Below are 16,284 nucleotides of genomic sequence, written 5' to 3' on the forward strand. Positions count from 1 at the left end.
CGGACGAGATCAAAAAATCAGCAGAGCGATCCGATGACGAGTGGCGCTTGGCCGTCCCGTTGGCCAGCGACGATGCTGAAGCCATGGTGGTCGCGCAAGATCTCGTTCGCGACGCTCGATGAGCTGCCTTTACCCCAATCGGTCGGAAAGCCGCGCATCCCAGCCGCCGAAACACGCTTAAGCTTGTCTGCCCGCGATGACCCGGTGTACAGCCGCGTCAATCGCGGGGCAGGAAGCGGAGGTCACGTGGCGACACTTACGATCGCGATTGCAATACACGAGCATGTGCAGGCGCTGGACGTCGCCGGGCCGGTCGACGTGTTTGCCGAGGCAAACGGTCATGTTCCGGCCGGGGACCATTACAAGACGGTCCTGGTTGCAGCGGATCGTAAGCCGCTGCGGACATCCGGCGGCATGCTGGTGGTGGCCGACACGACGTTCGAAGAGGCGCGACGCGACTTCGACATCATCCTGGTGGCAGGCGGGCCGGAGCTGCCGGACACGGTGCCCGATGCCGAACTGCTGGAGTGGGTGGGGGAAGCGCCGCGCAGGTCGATGACCTACGGTTCGATCTGCACGGGCGCATTCGTGCTCGGCCACGCCGGCCTGCTCGATGGCCGGAGGGTCACGACCCACTGGCAGAGTGCCGCCCAGCTGGCACGCATGTTCCCCGAAGCGAAAGTCGAAGCCGATTCGATCTATGTCCGGGACGGCCGACTCATCACGTCTGCCGGCGTCACGGCGGGGATCGACCTTGCCTTGGCGCTGGTCGGTCAGCGTCATGGGCCGCAGGTGGCCGTGGCCGTCGCCAAGCGGCTCGTCGTGGTGGCGCAGCGTCAGGGCGGCCAATCCCAGTTCAGCCCCTATCTCACGCCTCCCGTCGATCCCACGTCATCGGTGGCGCTCGTCCAGCAACACGTCGCGGCGCATCCCGCCCAGCGGCACGCGCTCAAGTCGCTTGCCGGCGTGGCAGACATGAGTCCGCGGAACCTGATCCGCCATTTCGTCCAGGAAACCGGAATCACCCCGCACGAGTTCGTCCTGCGGGCACGGATCGACGCGGCCCGCAAGGTCCTGGAAAGCAGCGACCTGCCATTGAAGACCGTGGCATACGACTGCGGTTTCGGGACCGCGGACCGCATGCGGATCGTCTTCAGGGAACGCCTTGGCGTGACTCCCGCGCAATACCGCGCCCGGTTCCGGCACCAGGAAACATTCCCGGTGTCATGAAATCGCGCTGTTCTGTCACGATCCGGCGCAAGCGTTCGATTGTGGCCAGGCGGGCAACTGCCGACACTTGAGGGCAGTATTTTCCTGGAGTGGATTTCCATGATCGAGACCATCGCAGGCATCCGGGTGCCCGACAGCCCGCTGGTGCGCGCGGCCACGCAGCTTGTGCGCGACACCGAAGACGACCTGCTCTACAACCACAGCCGGCGCGTATTCTTCTGGGGGGCGCTTTCCGGCAACCGGCGCGGCCTCGAATACGATCCGGAACTGCTTTACCTGGGTGCCATGTTCCACGACATGGGCCTGACGGAGCGGTACTCGAGCGCCGACCTGCGCTTCGAGGTCGACGGCGCCAACGCGGCGCGCGACTTCATGAACGGCTATGACGTGCCCGAGCGCGACGTCGAGGACGTCTGGACGGCCATCGCACTGCATACGACGCCCGGCATCCCCGGACACATGCGGCCGACCGTGGCCTTGGTGACCGCTGGCGTCGAGATGGACGTGCTCGGCATCGCCTACGACGAGTTCAGCCAGGAGCAACGTCACGAGGTCTGTGCCTGCCATCCCCGGGAGGCGGACTTCAAGGAAGGCATCATCGACCACTTCGCCGATGGCATCAGGAAGAAGCCGGAAACCGCGTTCGGCAACGTAAAGGCGGACGTGCTGGCGCTGAGGGTGCCGGGATACCGGCGGACCGACTTCTGTTCCATCATCCTCGGTTCCGCCTGGCCGAATTGATCCACGGTTCCGCGCCACGAGGGAGCCCATGAGGCCGATCGTATTCCTGGGCCTGAGCCTCACCGGACCGGAAGCGCGTGCTGTCCTGGATGCGGAGTACCGCGCACCCATCGTCCGCGGCGACCTGGATGCCATCGTTGCACCGGCGCAGGTCGTGATCGTCGACGGCCTGCTTGACCCTGACCTGCGGCTCGATCCCGAAGAAGCCGCCCGGGCGCTCGATCGCGGCCTGGTACTCCACGGGGCCGCGAGCATGGGCGCGGTGTTGGCGGCGCGGCTGGAACCCCTGGGCATGAAAGGTGCTGGGCAGGTGTTCCAGATACTGCGGACGCTGGGTGGCGACCGGGAGGATCTGGTCCAGGCACTGTTTGTGCGCGACGGGTTGGAGCTCAGGCCGCTCACGGTGCCGCTGATCAACGTGGTGGCCGGCCTTTGGTCGAGCGGATTGGGGACCGGAGAACTTGCTGCGCTCGTCCGCGTGCTCCGCGCCATTGCGCTGGATGCGCGGACCTGGGAGAACATTGAGGCCGCCGTTGCCGGTGCGGGTTTCCGCCTGCCACCTGCGATCCGCCTGATGGACGCCAAGCGTGAGGACGCGCTTTGCCTGCTTCAGCAACTCAGGTAGCCGAGGAAAGCCTGCGACTCAGGCGTGCACCAGGCGCGCCACGGACTCGGCAACCGGTGCCTCGCCTTCGGTCAACTCGATGATGATGCGGCTCACCGCCGGGTGTTCGATGATCTCCAGTAGCGTCGCGGCCACATCATCGCGTGGCACGTCGCCGTACGGGATGGCCAGCCCCGCGCGCACCTTGCCGGTGCCGGGCGCATCCAGCAGCGTGCCGGGGCGCAGGATCACCCAGTCCAGGTCGGACTCGGCCAGGTGCACGTCGGCGAGTTTCTTCACCGCCATGTAGTGCTCGAACGTCTCCGACACCTGCTTGCCGCGGGAGGCCTCGGGGAAGGCCGAGACCAGCAGGAAGCGCTGGATGCCTGCCTGCCGCGCCGCTGCGACCGCCAGATCCAGCCCGCGGCCGTCGATGGCGTCGATCATCTCCACGCCACCCTTGCCGCCAGCGCCGGCCGAAAACACGACCACGTCGCTGCCGGCCATGCGCTGCGCCAGCCCGTCGGCGTCGAGTTCCAGCAAGTTTCCCTCGACCGGGACGGCGCCGAGGGCCTCGAGTTCGTCGGCTTGCTCCGGCTTGCGGTACAGCGACCGCGGCTCATGGCCGCGCGCCGCGAGTTGCCGGGCGAGGCGGCGGGCGACCTTGCCCGAGCCGCCGATGATGAAGACCTTGCGCATGATGGATTCCTCTCAAGCCAGATAGACGTCCGTGGTCGTGATCGCGGCATAGCCGAACGCCAGCGCGGCCATCGCGGTGGCATGCACGTGGGCCGCGGGTACCACCGTTTCGCCGAACTCGAGATCCATCGTGGCGCAGGCATCGTGCACCACGGTGACGGGGTAGCCGAAGTCGGCGGCGGCGCGGGAGGTCGCCTCCACGCACATGTGGCTCATCGCACCGATCACCACCAGTTCCTCGACACCCTGTTCGTCCAGCATCGGCTTCAGGCCGGTGTCGCGGAACGAGTTGGGGTAATTTTTGACGACGACAGGCTCACCATCAACGGGCGCTACAGCGGGGATGATCTGCACCCCGTCGCTTCCCGGCACGAAGACCGGCGCATCGGGCGTGGCGACCTCATGCCGGACATGGATGAGTAGATCGCCATTGGCGCGAGCCGCGGCGATGAGGCGGGCGGCGTTGGCCAAGGCGGATTCCATGCCGACCAGCGGCACTTTGCCGGTGGAAAGGTACTCGTTCTGAAGATCTACGACGACGATTGCTCGCTTGCTCATGGGATTACCTCTTTAGAAAGTGTAGGACTCGCCGTCTGCCGGAACCAGTACGCGCTCGGGATCCATGCCCGTTGCCTTGATGTGGTCGTGTAGATCCTGGCGCGTCTGCATGGCGTGATTGACGGCTTCCATGTGGCTGCCGATCACCTTGGCCTGTGGCGCTGCCTGGTAGGCCCGGTAAAGATCGTCCTTGCCCATGATGATGGAGCCGTCCAGGCCCTGCAGTCGCGCATAGCCGGTGTTGAGGACGATCACATCCGGCTGGTACTGCTGGATCGAATTTTCGACCTGGGTGTTCCAGATGGTGTCTCCGGCCAGGTAGACCGTCTTGTAATCAGGGCGCTGGAAAACGACGCCCATCACTTGCCCGAGAGCTTCTCCGGCAACGGCCATGGTTTGGTCATCGCCATGCTGTCCACCGGTGATGCTCAGCTGCGTGCCATTGAAGACGGTGTCGCGGGTCAACACGCGCACGTCCGTGAAGCCATCCTGGCGGATGCTTTCGGCATCGGCTTCGTTCTGGACAAACAGTGGAAGGTTCCTGGGCAGGCTGCGCTTGGCCTCGTCATCCCAGTGATCCGCGTGGGTATGGGTGACGATGATGGCATCGGCGTCCATCACCTCGGACATCGGCATCGGCAACTCGACCAGCGGGTAGCGCAACTCGCTGTTGTAGGTGCCCTCGAAGCCGGGGTAGGCGTCCTTCGCCGCGAGCATCGGGTCGATCAGGAACGTGGTGCCGGCGTAGTCCAGCTTGATCGTCGCGTTGCGGATCTGCTGGAAACCGACCGCGCCGGCGTCTTCGGTGTTGGCGTCCGGGGTGGCTGCGGTGCTGGTGGCGCCGCAGGCGGCGAGCGCGAGGGCCAGAGTCGCGACGGCAGCGCCGCGCAGCAAGGTTCGATGGGTCATGGGAGTCTCCTGGGATGAGTCGGCACTGAGCCGGAAGGTGTCTGTGACGGCCGTGGTGTCAGGCCCGGCCGGCGGTACTGTGTGGAATGACGGCCATTGTCGGGAGACTGCGCGTCCAGCACCATTGGCCCAAATGACATTTATCGATATAATCAGGCCATTCTTTTTCACGCCCTCCGGAGACCTCCATGCAGCCCGTTCGCGTTGCCGTGCTGGCGTTCGATGGCATCAACCTGTTCCACCTGTCCGTTCCCGGCCAGGTGTTTGGCGTTCAGCCCGCGCCACCGGGCCTGCCGCCCTATGAGGTGCGCTATTGCGCGCCCACACCCGGCCCGGTGCGCACGATGCAGGGGCTGCAGATCGACGTGCCGGACGGGCTGGACGCGATGCGGCGGGCCGATATCGTCATCGTGCCGGCGTGGGATCACCCGGAGACGCCCGCGCCTGCCGAGCTCACGCAGGCGTTGCAGGCTGCGCATGCGCGCGGCGCACAGGTGGTCGGGTTGTGCCTGGGCGCGTTCGTGCTGGGCGACGCGGGCCTGCTCGACGGCCGGCGCGCCACCACGCACTGGGCCGCCCGCGACGTGTTTGCCCGCCGCTTTCCCACCGCCGATTTTCGCCCGGACGTGCTGTACATCGACGACGGCGACATCGTGACGTCCGCCGGAACCGTCGCCGCGATCGACTGCTGCCTCAACCTCGTACGTGTGCGTCACGGCGCCGACGTGGCCAACCGCATCGCGCGGTTGCTGGTGACGTCGCCGCACCGCCAGGGCGGGCAGGCGCAGTACATCGAGCAGCCGGTGCCCGAGCTACCCAGCGAGAGCCGTTTGCCGGGCGTTCTGGACTGGGCGCGGGCGCGTCTGGTCGAACCGCTGTCGGTGGACGCGCTGGCCGATGCCGCCCACATGAGTCGCCGCACCTTCACCCGCCGCTTCCGCGAGGCGACCGGCACCACGGTCGTGAAATGGCTGGCGTCGGAGCGGCTGGCGCGCGCGCAGCAGTTGCTTGAAACCACCGACCTGCCGATCGAGCAGATCGCCACCGAGGCCGGCTTCGGCACGGCGCTGTCGCTGCGGCAGCATTTCGCTGCGCAGTTGGGGACGCCGCCTTCCGCCTATCGACGGAACTTCTGCGGCGACGGCAGCCGGCGTCTGGAGTCCCCGTTTGCCGGACGCACATAGTTCACTGCATCACGTCCGCTATCGGCCGGCATGACGGAAGTAGCGACACTTACGGGGTTGGCTCCATCAGGTGTGCTCCGTGCGGAGCCCGATCCTCGAGCCGCTCTCGCGGCGGCGCTGACGCGAGAGCGGTGTTCGGAAGCCTTACGCTGACGTCGGGTGCGCTCCCAAGATCTCCGCGGTCATCTGGAACGAGCGCAGCCTCAGTTCGAAGTCGAACACGTCCGAGACCACCATCAGTTCGTCGGCGCCGGTGCGCGCGATCAGGGCCTGCATGCCCGCGCGCACCGTGTCGGGGCTGCCGATGATGCTATGCGCCAGCATGTGCGAGGCCTGGACCTTTTCCTGCGGGGTCCAGTAGGCCTCGATGTCGTCGATGGGCGGCTGGGTCAGGCCGCGCGTGCCGCGGAAGATGTCGGTGAACGACATCTGCTGGCTGGTGGCGAGGCGCCGGGCCTCGGCATCGGTGGGCGCGGTCACGATGTTGACGCCCACCAGCGCATAGGGCCGGTCGAGCTGCGCCGAGGGCTTGAACCGCTCACGGTAGATGGCCAACGCCTGGTCCAGCGCCTGCGGCGCGAAGTGCGAGGCGAAGCCGAAGGGCAGGCCGAGCTCGGCCGCGAGCTGGGCGCCGAACAGGCTGGAACCCAGGATCCACAATGGAACTTCGGTGCCCGAGCCCGGCACCGCTTCGATCCGCTGGCCCGGCTGCACCGGCGCCAGCCAGGCCTGGAGTTCCTGCACGTCCTGCGGGAAGTTGTCGGAGTTGCCCGGCGGGCGGCGCAGCGCGCGCAGGGTCATCTGGTCGGTGCCCGGCGCGCGGCCGAGGCCCAGGTCGATGCGGCCGGGGAACAGCGTGGCCAGCGTGCCGAACTGCTCGGCGATGATGTAGGGCGCGTGGTTGGGCAGCATCACACCGCCCGCGCCGACGCGAATCTTGCGTGTGCCGGCGGCCACGTGGGCGATCACCAGCGAGGTCGCCGCAGTGGTGACCGCCGGCATGTTGTGATGTTCGGCGATCCAGAAACGCTGGTAGCCCCAGTCCTCGGCCTGGCGGGCGAGCTCACGCGCCTCGTCGAGCGCGGTGCGGCGGTCGCCGCCTTCGCGCACGCGGCCAAGTTCAAGGATCGACAGGCGCGGCATGATATGGCCAGTCATCGGGATACCGCCGGGGCGGCTGCGCCTGGCGCGGATGAGTGGGGGTAATGAAGGCGCATGAAGGACATCGGCTAACTCCAGGAAAGGGGGCTGAGGCGCGGGCCAAGACTACTACCTGCTGTGCCGCCACCTACGCAGCTTTCTGTTGCTCCGCAGGTGCAGGCGGAGTATCCAGCCAGACGGCGCCGTACCGGGTGTACTGCACCGGCGTGTGAATACGCTGGGATAGCTGGTCGGCGGCAGTACGAACCCAGAACGGATCGCGCAGCAGTTGCCGCCCCACGAACACCAGATCCGCGCGACCATTGCGGAGGATCTCTTCCCCCTGTCGTCCGCTGGTAATCAAGCCGACGGCCCCTGTGGCAATGCCGGCCTCGCGACGGAGCAGCTCAGCCGCGGGCACCTGGTAGTTGGGATAGCTCTGGACCTTGACTGGCGCGATCCCCCCCGAGCTGCAATCGATGAGATCAACCCCCTGACCCTTCATCAGCTTGGCGTATCTCACAAAAGATTCGGGCGTGTTGCCACCGTCGGTGTAATCAGTGCTGGAGATGCGGACGAAAAGTGGCCCGCTCCAGCACTGCTTCACCTTGTCGATGACCTCCCCGAGGAGCCGGTAGCGGCGTTCGGCGTCGCCGCCGTATTCGTCGGTCCGCGTGTTGGACAGTGGGGATAGGAACTCGTTGAGCAAGTAGCCGTGCGCAGCATGGATCTCCAGTACATCGAAACCCGCCGCCCCGGCGCGCTGTGCCGCCTGCCCGAACGCATCCACCACCTGCCCGATTTCATCCCTCGAAAGGGCCTTCGGCACGGGGCGATCTTCGCTAAAAGGGATTGCGGACGGCGCGATCAGATTGGTGCCCGACAGGAGAACGTTACGCCCGCCATGGCCGATCTGCGCTCCGACCTTGGCTCCGAAGCCATGCAACAGGTCGACGAGGCTTTTCAGGCCGGCCACATGGGCGTCACTCCAGATGCCCAAGTCCCCGTCAGCGGTTCGCCCGTCACGAGTGATCGCCAGGGTTTCCGGGAAGATCAGTCCCACCTGCCCTTGGGCACGTGCGCCGTAATGAACCCGGTGCCAGTCGGTCACAAAACCATCCTCCGCGGCGACGTGCATGCACATGGGCGACATGACCACACGATTGCGTAGCTCAAGGCCCGCGATCTCGAAGGGGGACAGCAATAAAGAACTCATATCAGCTCCGTAGGGACGCTTGAAAGTGTCGGCGTTGAGACATGCTAGAGTCACTTCAGCTGTGGCATCTACTGCACAAAACTGTAGGTAGTACAAAAAAGCGTAGCGCATGAATGTAAAACCAAAAAGAAGGCTGAGGGACTACCAAGAAGCGCCTGGCTGTGCGATCGAAGCGGCACTGCACATCATGGGCGGCAAGTGGAAAGGGGTGATCCTCTACCACCTGCTGAAGGACGGCACCCATCGGTTCAACGAGCTGCAGCGAGCCCTGAAAGGCATCACCGCACGACTGCTCGTAAAACAGTTACGGGAACTGGAAGCAGACGGGCTGGTGATCCGAACCGTTTTTCCGGTGGTACCTCCACGAGTGGAGTACACGATCAGCGACGAGGGACGCAGTCTCGAGCCTTTCCTCGTGGGGCTCAGCGAATGGGGGGAGAAGTGGCTTGACGCGCGGGGCGTCGAACTTTCCGAGCCGGCCTCCAAGACTGGCGGACGGCAAGCGGCAGGGTCGCCGCGATAGCGGGCAGCGATGCCCGGTCGCTCGACAACCCGTTAGGGCTCCACCGGCAGGTTCGCAGCCATCCAGCCTTGGATCCCCGCTGCCATGATTCTGACATTCGCATAGCCCATGGCCTTCGCCCGCCGCGCCGCCATCGGTGCCTTGCGGCACATCGGATTGGAACAATAGAAAACCAGCAGCGTGTCGGTATCGGCGGGCAGTTCATCCCGGGCGAATCCCCGCGGATCGAGGTTTCGCGCGCCCGGAACATGAGCAACCAACCAGCGCGATTCATCGTTGACGTCGAACATGCACGCGCGTCCATCGGACGGCAGGGCCTGGACGTCCCTGCAGGACATGGACTTGACGCCCATCAACAATGCAAGCATTTGATCGTTCTCCACCGGAAATGGACAGGGCAAGCCGCAACGGCCTTCGCCCAGGCGCAGCGCAAAGCAGAAGCTCAACGATCGGGACGATGGCGGCGATGGATGCGGGCTCGACCGATGCCCAGAGCGATGATTACCAGCGAATACAGGCCTGATACCACCAGCAGCCGTGCCAGCGACCAGTCGGCGTGCTTCGACCAGAACAGGACACCGACGAAGCTCACCATCACCCCTGCGTAAATCAGGCCGTGACGTAGCAAATCGCTGCGTTCGGCGGGTGTACGGGCGCGGCGCACCGCACGCCGGACGTCAATGAACACCGCGCCCAGCACCAGCGTCAGGGCCGCAAACACGCTTGCGATCGCACCCAGCGCCCATTTCGCGCCCGCGGCCGAGGCGGTCGTGGCAGCGGCGGCCTCGCGCGGCCCCAGCGAGCCGACCACCAGTGCAGCGAAGGCCAGGCCAGGGGCACTGTGACGGGCGACCTCGCCGACCTGAGCCAGCAGTTCGGACTGCAGCGCATCGCGCGCTCGCTGCAGCCGCTTGCGCACGGCGCCATCGCTGAGACCCAGCAAGACGGCGAGGTGGCGGGTGCTCTGACCTTCGCGATAGAAGAGCAGCAGTACTTCACGGCTGTCGTCGGGTACGGCGTCCAGCGCTCGAGCGAGCTGTTCCGAGCGTTGCCTGTCGTGCACCCAGGCGTCGGGTTCCGGCCCGTGCGCGGCGGCTCCGGCAATACGCGCGTCGTCCACGTCGAGCGCGACTTCCTGGTGGCGACGGCGCCGCACATGGTCGATCGCTCCGTTCCGGGTGACCTGCCGCAACCACGGCAGCAGGCTTTCCGGGCTCCGCAGCGAGCCAATCCGCTGCCATGCCTTTACGTATGTGTCCTGCGCGATGTCCTCACTCAGTTGCACGTCGCGTGTCACCGCCAACGCAACGGTTGCCACGGTCTTCTGCGTCGCCAGCACGAGCCGCCCAAACGCGTTTCGGTCGCCGCGCTGGGCGGCAAAAAAGTCGGCATCACCGACCGGATTCATCGCAGGAGCTGTCTCGTTCATCGTCGGCCATGTGTCAGGTGTTGCATCAGTAAACGAGCGAGCGAGGCAGATGTGACAGAACCTCCTACGTCGGGTCAGGAAAAGCTCGAGCGGCCTCGCACCGAACGCGACAGGCCTGCACTGGCCAGCACATACGGTGGAGCCTAGCTCAAAGGTCGATCCTGTCGCCGTGGAGCCGCCCACATGAGTCGCCGCACCTTCACCCGTCGCTTCCGCGAGGCGACCGGCGCCCTCCTGTACGGTTGCCCACTGCGTGCCATGAACTGGCATTACGCCCTGACCCGGACGACTACGTGAAAATTCGATACAAAGTTGGCTTATGGATCGTTGGATGCTTGCTGGCGTTATCGACCGTAGTTGGGTTGCTGGCGCTGGTCTTTGTCCATACCTTCTATCCCGACGCGCCGGAGGCGGACTACCCGCCGGCGCAGGATCTGGCCACTGCGCAGCGGCAGGACCTGGATTACTTCCAGAACTACTTCACGCTCAACCGCGCCTACTCGCCTGAAGCACTCGTGCAGGCGAAGGCCCTGCATGACGAGGGGATGACGAACGCTGGCACTTTATCGCCGACAGGGTTCGCCTTGGCAGTCTCTCGGATGGTTGCGTTGTCGGACAACGGCCACTCCTCGGTATCCAAGGGGTACCTGGCTACCCACAACAACCGCATTCCCTGTCGGTTTTATCACTTTGCGGACGGCTACTACGTCATTCGCGCAAAACCAAAATGTGCCGAACTGCTCGGCGCCAAGCTGTTGACCATCGATGGAATGCCCATCGACACGGTGGCGGATCGCATGTACGCCTACACGCTCGGCCCACGCAATCACTACGACCAGTTCATTGTCCAGATCTTCGTAGAATCGCCAGAAATTCTGCATGCGGCAGGCTTCGCAACACGATCGGATCGAATAAGCCTGGGAGTGCAGATGCTCGATGGCAGCCAGCGCGCCGTGACCGTGATCGCCGATCCGCCTGACGCGAACTCCCCCAGCGTGTATTCCGATTCCTTCCTGTCACCCCGGCGCATCGACGGCGAAAGCGAAGAATGGAGAACACTGCTGCCACGAGACATCCAGCTACCGCAGTTTCTGCGCGAGTACGACAACCCTTTCCAGACGGCGTGGTGGCCGGACCAACAGATCTATTACGTGCAATTCCGCAGCAACATGGACGAGCCAGGCCATCCCATCGGGAAATTCATTGCGCACGTGGAGCAAGGAATCGCTGCCGACAAACCACGTTTCATCGTCCTCGACCTGCGCCTGAACCAAGGCGGTGATTTCACGAAGACCGCTTCGTTGATGAAGCACATTGCTACGCTGACGGATTCGATCCAGCACGTGTATGTACTTACCAGCGCGTGGACGTTCTCCGCAGGCAACGTCAGCTTGGCATTGGTGAAAGAACATGGCGGCGACAAGGTTACCGTCATCGGGGAGCCCGCCGGCGACCGAGTGCGCATCTGGGCGGAAGGCGGTTCGCTCGCACTGCCCAATTCCAAAATCAGGGTCTACTTCGCCACCGGCTACCACGACTACACCAAGCCATGCTGGGGCGAACGCGGCTGCTTCTGGATAACGCTGTTGTTCCCGATGCACGTCCCGTCATTCGAACCGGACATCCGCGTGCCGTACACGTTCGACGACTACACGAGCTTGCGGGATCCCATGTTGGACAAAGCCGGGGAGCTGGCAAGCGGGCTGAGGAAAGTTGATTCGAAGTAGCGTGGGCCTCATGTAACTGATCTGCGCCACCCGACTGACGCTGACTGCGACCGATATCGCCAGCCCTGGACGATGCCAGCGCCCCGGTTTGAGGTTGCGTCTGTCGCAGACTGATCGGTCTCAACCCACGAGGATTGGACAATGGACAAGCCCTACAACGCACAGACATGAAGATCACCTGGTTCCGCTCCCTGATGGCGTTGGCCGCCATCGCCGCCATCGCCGCGCTCGTCGTTGTCTCCGTGCTGCTCTACTTGCGCAAGCCCGTGTTCGGGCAGATGCCGCAAGGCGAGCGGCTCACCATCATCGAGCGGTCTCCGAACCATGTCGACGGCGCGTTCCAGAACCTGGTCGACACGCCCTTCCTGACTGCGGGCGCCACCCAGCTGTCGATCCAGATCGACAATCTGCGCGCCGAGAAAGGCAATCCGCGGCCGCCGCATGACATTCCCGCGCAGAAGACCGACCTGAAGTCGCTGGACGTCAACGAGGATCTGGTGGTGTGGCTGGGCCATTCCTCCTGGTACGTGCAGTTGGCGGGCCAACGGATCCTGATCGACCCGGTGTTCAGCGCCAACGCGGCGCCGCTGCCGGGCTTCATCGAGGCGTTCTCCGGTACCAACGTCTACTCCGCGGACGACCTGCCGCGGATCGATGTCCTGCTGATCACGCACGACCATTTCGACCACTTGGACTACCCCACGATCCTGGCGATCGAACCGATGGTCGATCGCGTGGTCACCGGGCTCGGCGTCGGCGCGCATTTCGAGTCGTGGGGTTACGACGCCGACAGGATCGACGAGCTCGACTGGCACGACACGATCGCGCTCGGGGAAGGCTTGGCGCTCCATGCCACGCCGGCGCGGCATTACTCCGGGCGCACGTTCACCCGCGCCAAATCGCTGTGGGTCGGCTTCGCCATGCAGACGCCGCAGCGGCGGATCTTCTTCAGCGGTGATTCCGGTTATGGCGATCACTTCTCCGCGATCGGGGAACTCCACGGCCCGTTCGACTGGGTGGCGCTCGACACCGGCCAGTACGACCCCCGCTGGGCGAACCTGCACATGAATCCGGAACAGGCGGCCCAGGCCGCGGTGGACCTCGGGGCACGGGCGCTGACGCCGCAACACGTGGGGCGTTTCACCCTCGCACCGCATGACTGGAACGACCCGTTCGAACGTCTTGTCGAGGCCAGCAAGGGGCGCGACTACGCTCTGTGGACGCCGACGATCGGCCAGACGGTCCACTTCGACGATCGCCCGCAGGTGTTCACGACGTGGTGGACGTCCGGCACCAGTCAGGATGCGACCGCAGGCGCGCATCCCGCGACCGCTCCGACACAAGCAAGCACGCCATGACATCCGCGGATCCCGGCAACCCCGCCAGCGACACGCCCGCGGCGCAGCAGGCCGGGGCGGAACCCGCTTACTGGAGCGGCGTCTTCGCGATGACGATGTGCGTGTTCGCGCTCATCGCCTCGGAGTTCATGCCCGTCAGCCTGCTGACGCCGATCGCCACCGATTTGCGGATCAGCGAAGGCTGGGCAGGCTACGGGATCGCCATCTCCGGCGCCTTTGCGGTGCTGACCAGCCTGTCCATCTCGACGCTCGCCGGCACCATGAACCGCAAGACCCTGCTGCTGGTGTTGACCGGGCTGATGTGCGCTTCGGGCCTGGTCGTTGGATTGGCGCCCGACTACCTGACCTACATGATCGGCCGCGCGCTGATCGGTGTGGTCGTGGGCGGGTTCTGGTCGCTGTCGGCGGCGGTGGCCATGCGATTGGTGCCGAGCGACAAGGTGCCCAAGGCGCTGGCTATCTTCAATGGCGGCAACGCGCTGGCGGTGGTGGTGGCCGCGCCATTGGGTGCGTGGCTTGGCGGGGCCGTCGGTTGGCGCGGTGCGTTCCTGTGCCTGGTGCCGGTCGCGCTGATCGCGCTTGTCTGGCAATGGATCAGCCTGCCGTCGATGCCGCCCGGCCCGCGCACGGCGAGCTCCGGAAACGTTTTCAGGCTGCTCAGGCGCCGGCTGGTCACCCTCGGCATGCTGGCGGTCGGCGCCTTCTTCATGGGGCAGTTCGTGTTGTTCACCTACGTGCGGCCGTTCCTCGAGATGGTGACGCTGGTGGACGTGGCCACGCTGTCCTTCATCCTGCTGATCATCGGCGTCGCGGGCCTCATCGGCACCGCGGTCATCGGCACGCTCCTGAAGCTGGATTTCTACCGCACGCTGGTCGCGATCCCGGTGCTGATGGCGGTGATCGCCGTGGCGCTGGTCGCGTTCGGCGGCTGGCTTGTCGGCGTGGCGGTCCTGTTCGGCCTCTGGGGTCTTCTGGCCACGGCCGCGCCCGTGGGCTGGTGGTCGTGGATGGCCAGGACGATGCCGGACGACGCCGAGGCCGGTGGCGGTCTGATGGTGGCGGTCATCCAGTTGTCGATCGCGCTGGGATCGACGGTCGGAGGCGTGCTGTTCGATATGAGTGGCTATGCGACCACGTTCGTGGTGAGCGCCGCGGTGTTGCTGGCTGCTGCATTCCTGGCGTTCCTCGCGTCACGCGCCGACAAGACTCCTGCCTGAAATGCTGAGCAAGCAGGTAGCGTGAGCCGATCCTCTGTCGTCCTGTAAGTTGGTGTAAATGGCGGAGAAATTTATATCAAACCTACAGGACGGGACTAAGAGACCTTCGCGAAAGCCCGTCGTGCGTTGGTTCCTGCTGGCGGCGGTGCTTCTGGCCATCAGCGTCCTACTGTGGGGCCACGAAGAGCTTCCCGACCTTGGCGGGCGCAGTGTCTCGACCACGTTGACGGACACGGCCGATACCCGGTTGGGGCGTGCCATCGCCTCCCGCGTCGCGGCCCATCCCGGCATCTCCGGCATCGTGCCGCTGATCGAGGGGCGCGATGCGTTCGCCGCGCGTTTCCTTCTGGCAGATGCGGCCGAGCGCACGCTCGATATCCAGTACTACATCTGGCATGACGACCTGTCGGGGACGTTGTTGTTCGAGTCGGTCCATCGCGCTGCCGACCGTGGCGTGCGCGTGCGCCTGTTGCTGGACGACAACAACACCGTTGGTCTCGACCAGCGACTGGCCGCGCTGGACGCGCATCCGCACATCGAAGTGCGGTTGTTCAATCCTTTCGTCAACCGGGATTGGCGCTGGCTGGGTTACCTCACGGATTTCGCACGCCTGAACCGGCGCATGCACAACAAGTCGTTCACCGCCGACAACCAGGCCACGATCATCGGCGGCCGCAACGTGGGCGACGAGTACTTCGACGTGGGCGGCGAGTTGCTGTTCGCCGACCTGGACGTGCTTGCGATCGGGCCGGTGGTCGACGATGTGTCGCGTGATTTTGATCGCTACTGGGCCAGTGCCTCGTCCTACCCGGCCGACCGCATCCTGGCGCCGGCCGATCTGGCCCTGCTCGACGAGCTCAGCCGGGACGCCTCGGTGGTGGCGCGCGACCCGGCGGCACAGGAATACCTGGAGGCAATCGCCGCGTCTGCGTTCATGAGCGACTTGCTGGCCGCACGTTTGCCGATCGAATGGGCGCCGACGCGGCTGGTCAGCGACGACCCGGCCAAGGGGCTCGGGCATGCCGGAGATGAGGGCCTGCTGACCACGCGCCTGCGTGAGGCGATCGGCACGCCGATGCGCGAGCTGTACCTGGTGTCACCCTACTTTGTGCCCGGTGCGGAAGGGGTCGATTATTTCGCCGGTCTGGTCGGGCGGGGTGTCGAGGTCACCGTCTTCACCAACTCACTGGAGGCAACCGACGTCGCCGCGGTGCATTCCGGTTATGCCAAGCGCCGCAAGCCGCTGCTGGAGGCCGGGGTCACCCTGTGGGAGATGAAGCGCAAGACGGTGTCATCCCGGCTCAGGGATCGTGGGCTGCCGGGCAGTTCCGCCTCCAGCCTGCATGCCAAGACATTTTCGCTGGATGGTTTGCACGTTTTCATCGGTTCGTTCAACTTCGATCCGCGCTCGGATCGGCTCAACACCGAGATGGGCTTCGTGATCGACAGTCCGGTGCTGGCCGGCCAGATCGCGGACTTGTTTTCGCTGCAGGTACCGGCCAATGCCTATCGCCTCCGCATTGGCGACGATGGCGAGTTGCAGTGGGTGGAAATGCACGACGGCCACCAGGTCGTGCACGACGAGGAGCCGGGCACCGATTTTCTCGATCGTGCTGCGGTGGCGGTGATGTCGGTGCTGCCGATCGAGTGGTTGCTGTGAAGGCCGCAAGGCGCTTGACGGCCGTTGAGTGGCGCCTGCCCGGCGTGCCGTCATACTGCGCCTACGCAAATAGGGTGTTGGAATTGATG

At 65.1% G+C, this 16,284-nt stretch carries 16 protein-coding genes; 9 read left to right on the forward strand and 7 right to left on the reverse strand.

The genetic code is table 11. From position 1 onward, the window contains the following. Window positions 1-72 precede the first annotated feature (72 nt). From ACW5DN_RS12540 to ACW5DN_RS12550, 3 genes are all read left to right on the forward strand, one after another. Window positions 73-1,230 (forward strand): GlxA family transcriptional regulator, encoded by a 1,158-nt coding sequence (locus ACW5DN_RS12540; protein ID WP_456963150.1) that lies wholly within the window; start codon window positions 73-75, stop codon window positions 1,228-1,230. A gap of 99 nt (window positions 1,231-1,329) precedes the next feature. Then, window positions 1,330-1,971, forward strand: coding sequence for an HD domain-containing protein (locus tag ACW5DN_RS12545; protein WP_456963151.1), 642 nt, complete (start codon window positions 1,330-1,332; stop codon window positions 1,969-1,971). A 28-nt stretch (window positions 1,972-1,999) separates the two neighbouring features. Next, window positions 2,000-2,596 carry a TfuA-like protein gene (locus ACW5DN_RS12550; RefSeq protein WP_456963152.1) on the forward strand — a complete coding sequence of 199 codons (597 nt, stop codon included), beginning with the start codon at window positions 2,000-2,002 and terminating at the stop codon, window positions 2,594-2,596. 18 nt (window positions 2,597-2,614) lie between these two features. Here ACW5DN_RS12550 and ACW5DN_RS12555 read toward each other — a convergent pair whose 3' ends face one another. The 3 genes from ACW5DN_RS12555 to ACW5DN_RS12565 are packed head-to-tail and all read right to left on the reverse strand — an operon-like array spanning window position 2,615 to window position 4,741. Continuing rightward, a complete protein-coding gene (locus tag ACW5DN_RS12555) occupies window positions 2,615-3,274 on the reverse strand; it encodes an SDR family oxidoreductase (RefSeq protein ID WP_456963153.1) in 660 nt (219 codons plus the stop codon). 12 nt (window positions 3,275-3,286) lie between these two features. After that, window positions 3,287-3,832 (reverse strand): cysteine hydrolase family protein, encoded by a 546-nt coding sequence (locus tag ACW5DN_RS12560; protein ID WP_456963154.1) that lies wholly within the window; start codon window positions 3,830-3,832, stop codon window positions 3,287-3,289. Window positions 3,833-3,844: 12 nt separating this feature from the next. After that, window positions 3,845-4,741, reverse strand: a complete 897-nt coding sequence (locus ACW5DN_RS12565; protein WP_456963155.1) for an MBL fold metallo-hydrolase — start codon at window positions 4,739-4,741, stop codon at window positions 3,845-3,847. A 188-nt stretch (window positions 4,742-4,929) separates the two neighbouring features. On the opposite strand from ACW5DN_RS12565, the gene ACW5DN_RS12570 reads away from it, so the two are divergent. Next, complete coding sequence (locus ACW5DN_RS12570; protein WP_456963156.1) at window positions 4,930-5,925, forward strand: GlxA family transcriptional regulator; 996 nt, start codon at window positions 4,930-4,932, stop codon at window positions 5,923-5,925. A gap of 144 nt (window positions 5,926-6,069) precedes the next feature. Here ACW5DN_RS12570 and ACW5DN_RS12575 read toward each other — a convergent pair whose 3' ends face one another. Both ACW5DN_RS12575 and namA read right to left on the reverse strand, forming a co-directional pair. Beyond that, window positions 6,070-7,068 (reverse strand): LLM class flavin-dependent oxidoreductase, encoded by a 999-nt coding sequence (locus ACW5DN_RS12575; protein WP_456963409.1) that lies wholly within the window; start codon window positions 7,066-7,068, stop codon window positions 6,070-6,072. A gap of 145 nt (window positions 7,069-7,213) precedes the next feature. Continuing rightward, window positions 7,214-8,281, reverse strand: a complete 1,068-nt coding sequence (namA, locus tag ACW5DN_RS12580; protein WP_456963157.1) for an NADPH dehydrogenase NamA — start codon at window positions 8,279-8,281, stop codon at window positions 7,214-7,216. 109 nt (window positions 8,282-8,390) lie between these two features. Here namA and ACW5DN_RS12585 point away from each other — a divergent pair, with 109 nt between their 5' ends. Beyond that, complete coding sequence (locus ACW5DN_RS12585; protein ID WP_456963158.1) at window positions 8,391-8,804, forward strand: winged helix-turn-helix transcriptional regulator; 414 nt, start codon at window positions 8,391-8,393, stop codon at window positions 8,802-8,804. Window positions 8,805-8,836: 32 nt separating this feature from the next. Here the strand turns inward: ACW5DN_RS12585 and ACW5DN_RS12590 are convergent, their stop codons facing one another. Both ACW5DN_RS12590 and ACW5DN_RS12595 read right to left on the reverse strand, forming a co-directional pair. After that, window positions 8,837-9,172 carry a rhodanese-like domain-containing protein gene (locus tag ACW5DN_RS12590; protein ID WP_456963159.1) on the reverse strand — a complete coding sequence of 112 codons (336 nt, stop codon included), beginning with the start codon at window positions 9,170-9,172 and terminating at the stop codon, window positions 8,837-8,839. Window positions 9,173-9,246: 74 nt separating this feature from the next. Next, the gene (locus ACW5DN_RS12595) at window positions 9,247-10,233 is read right to left on the reverse strand and encodes an RNA polymerase sigma factor (protein WP_456963160.1); all 987 of its coding nucleotides are present in this window, start codon (window positions 10,231-10,233) and stop codon (window positions 9,247-9,249) included. Between the two features lie 293 nt (window positions 10,234-10,526). Here ACW5DN_RS12595 and ACW5DN_RS12600 point away from each other — a divergent pair, with 293 nt between their 5' ends. The 4 genes from ACW5DN_RS12600 to ACW5DN_RS12615 all read left to right on the forward strand — a co-directional run bounded on the left by ACW5DN_RS12600 (window position 10,527) and on the right by ACW5DN_RS12615 (window position 16,195). Further along, window positions 10,527-11,960, forward strand: coding sequence for a hypothetical protein (locus tag ACW5DN_RS12600; RefSeq protein WP_456963161.1), 1,434 nt, complete (start codon window positions 10,527-10,529; stop codon window positions 11,958-11,960). Window positions 11,961-12,154: 194 nt separating this feature from the next. Continuing rightward, entirely contained in the window at window positions 12,155-13,318 is a 1,164-nt protein-coding gene (locus tag ACW5DN_RS12605) for an MBL fold metallo-hydrolase (protein ID WP_456963410.1), read from the forward strand. Next, a complete protein-coding gene (locus tag ACW5DN_RS12610; RefSeq protein WP_456963162.1) occupies window positions 13,315-14,535 on the forward strand; it encodes an MFS transporter in 1,221 nt (406 codons plus the stop codon). The genes ACW5DN_RS12605 and ACW5DN_RS12610 overlap by 4 nt, the downstream gene beginning before the upstream one ends. A 121-nt stretch (window positions 14,536-14,656) precedes the next feature. Beyond that, a complete protein-coding gene (locus tag ACW5DN_RS12615) occupies window positions 14,657-16,195 on the forward strand; it encodes a phospholipase D family protein (RefSeq protein ID WP_456963163.1) in 1,539 nt (512 codons plus the stop codon). Window positions 16,196-16,284: the final 89 nt, after the last annotated feature.

It is taken from the genome of Lysobacter sp. A289, assembly GCF_054072675.1.

Excerpts from the sequence above, each read along its gene's own strand:
- ACW5DN_RS12540 (WP_456963150.1), top strand. The coding sequence starts at position 73 with ATGCTGAAGCCATGGTGGTCGCGCAAGATCTCGTTCGCGACGCTCGAT.
- ACW5DN_RS12545 (WP_456963151.1), top strand. The coding sequence starts at position 1,330 with ATGATCGAGACCATCGCAGGCATCCGGGTGCCCGACAGCCCGCTGGTG.
- ACW5DN_RS12550 (WP_456963152.1), top strand. The coding sequence starts at position 2,000 with ATGAGGCCGATCGTATTCCTGGGCCTGAGCCTCACCGGACCGGAAGCG.
- ACW5DN_RS12555 (WP_456963153.1), bottom strand. The coding sequence starts at position 3,274 with ATGCGCAAGGTCTTCATCATCGGCGGCTCGGGCAAGGTCGCCCGCCGC.
- ACW5DN_RS12560 (WP_456963154.1), bottom strand. The coding sequence starts at position 3,832 with ATGAGCAAGCGAGCAATCGTCGTCGTAGATCTTCAGAACGAGTACCTT.
- ACW5DN_RS12565 (WP_456963155.1), bottom strand. The coding sequence starts at position 4,741 with ATGACCCATCGAACCTTGCTGCGCGGCGCTGCCGTCGCGACTCTGGCC.
- ACW5DN_RS12570 (WP_456963156.1), top strand. The coding sequence starts at position 4,930 with ATGCAGCCCGTTCGCGTTGCCGTGCTGGCGTTCGATGGCATCAACCTG.
- ACW5DN_RS12575 (WP_456963409.1), bottom strand. The coding sequence starts at position 7,068 with ATGCCGCGCCTGTCGATCCTTGAACTTGGCCGCGTGCGCGAAGGCGGC.
- namA (WP_456963157.1), bottom strand. The coding sequence starts at position 8,281 with ATGAGTTCTTTATTGCTGTCCCCCTTCGAGATCGCGGGCCTTGAGCTA.
- ACW5DN_RS12585 (WP_456963158.1), top strand. The coding sequence starts at position 8,391 with ATGAATGTAAAACCAAAAAGAAGGCTGAGGGACTACCAAGAAGCGCCT.
- ACW5DN_RS12590 (WP_456963159.1), bottom strand. The coding sequence starts at position 9,172 with ATGCTTGCATTGTTGATGGGCGTCAAGTCCATGTCCTGCAGGGACGTC.
- ACW5DN_RS12595 (WP_456963160.1), bottom strand. The coding sequence starts at position 10,233 with ATGAACGAGACAGCTCCTGCGATGAATCCGGTCGGTGATGCCGACTTT.
- ACW5DN_RS12605 (WP_456963410.1), top strand. The coding sequence starts at position 12,155 with ATGGCGTTGGCCGCCATCGCCGCCATCGCCGCGCTCGTCGTTGTCTCC.
- ACW5DN_RS12610 (WP_456963162.1), top strand. The coding sequence starts at position 13,315 with ATGACATCCGCGGATCCCGGCAACCCCGCCAGCGACACGCCCGCGGCG.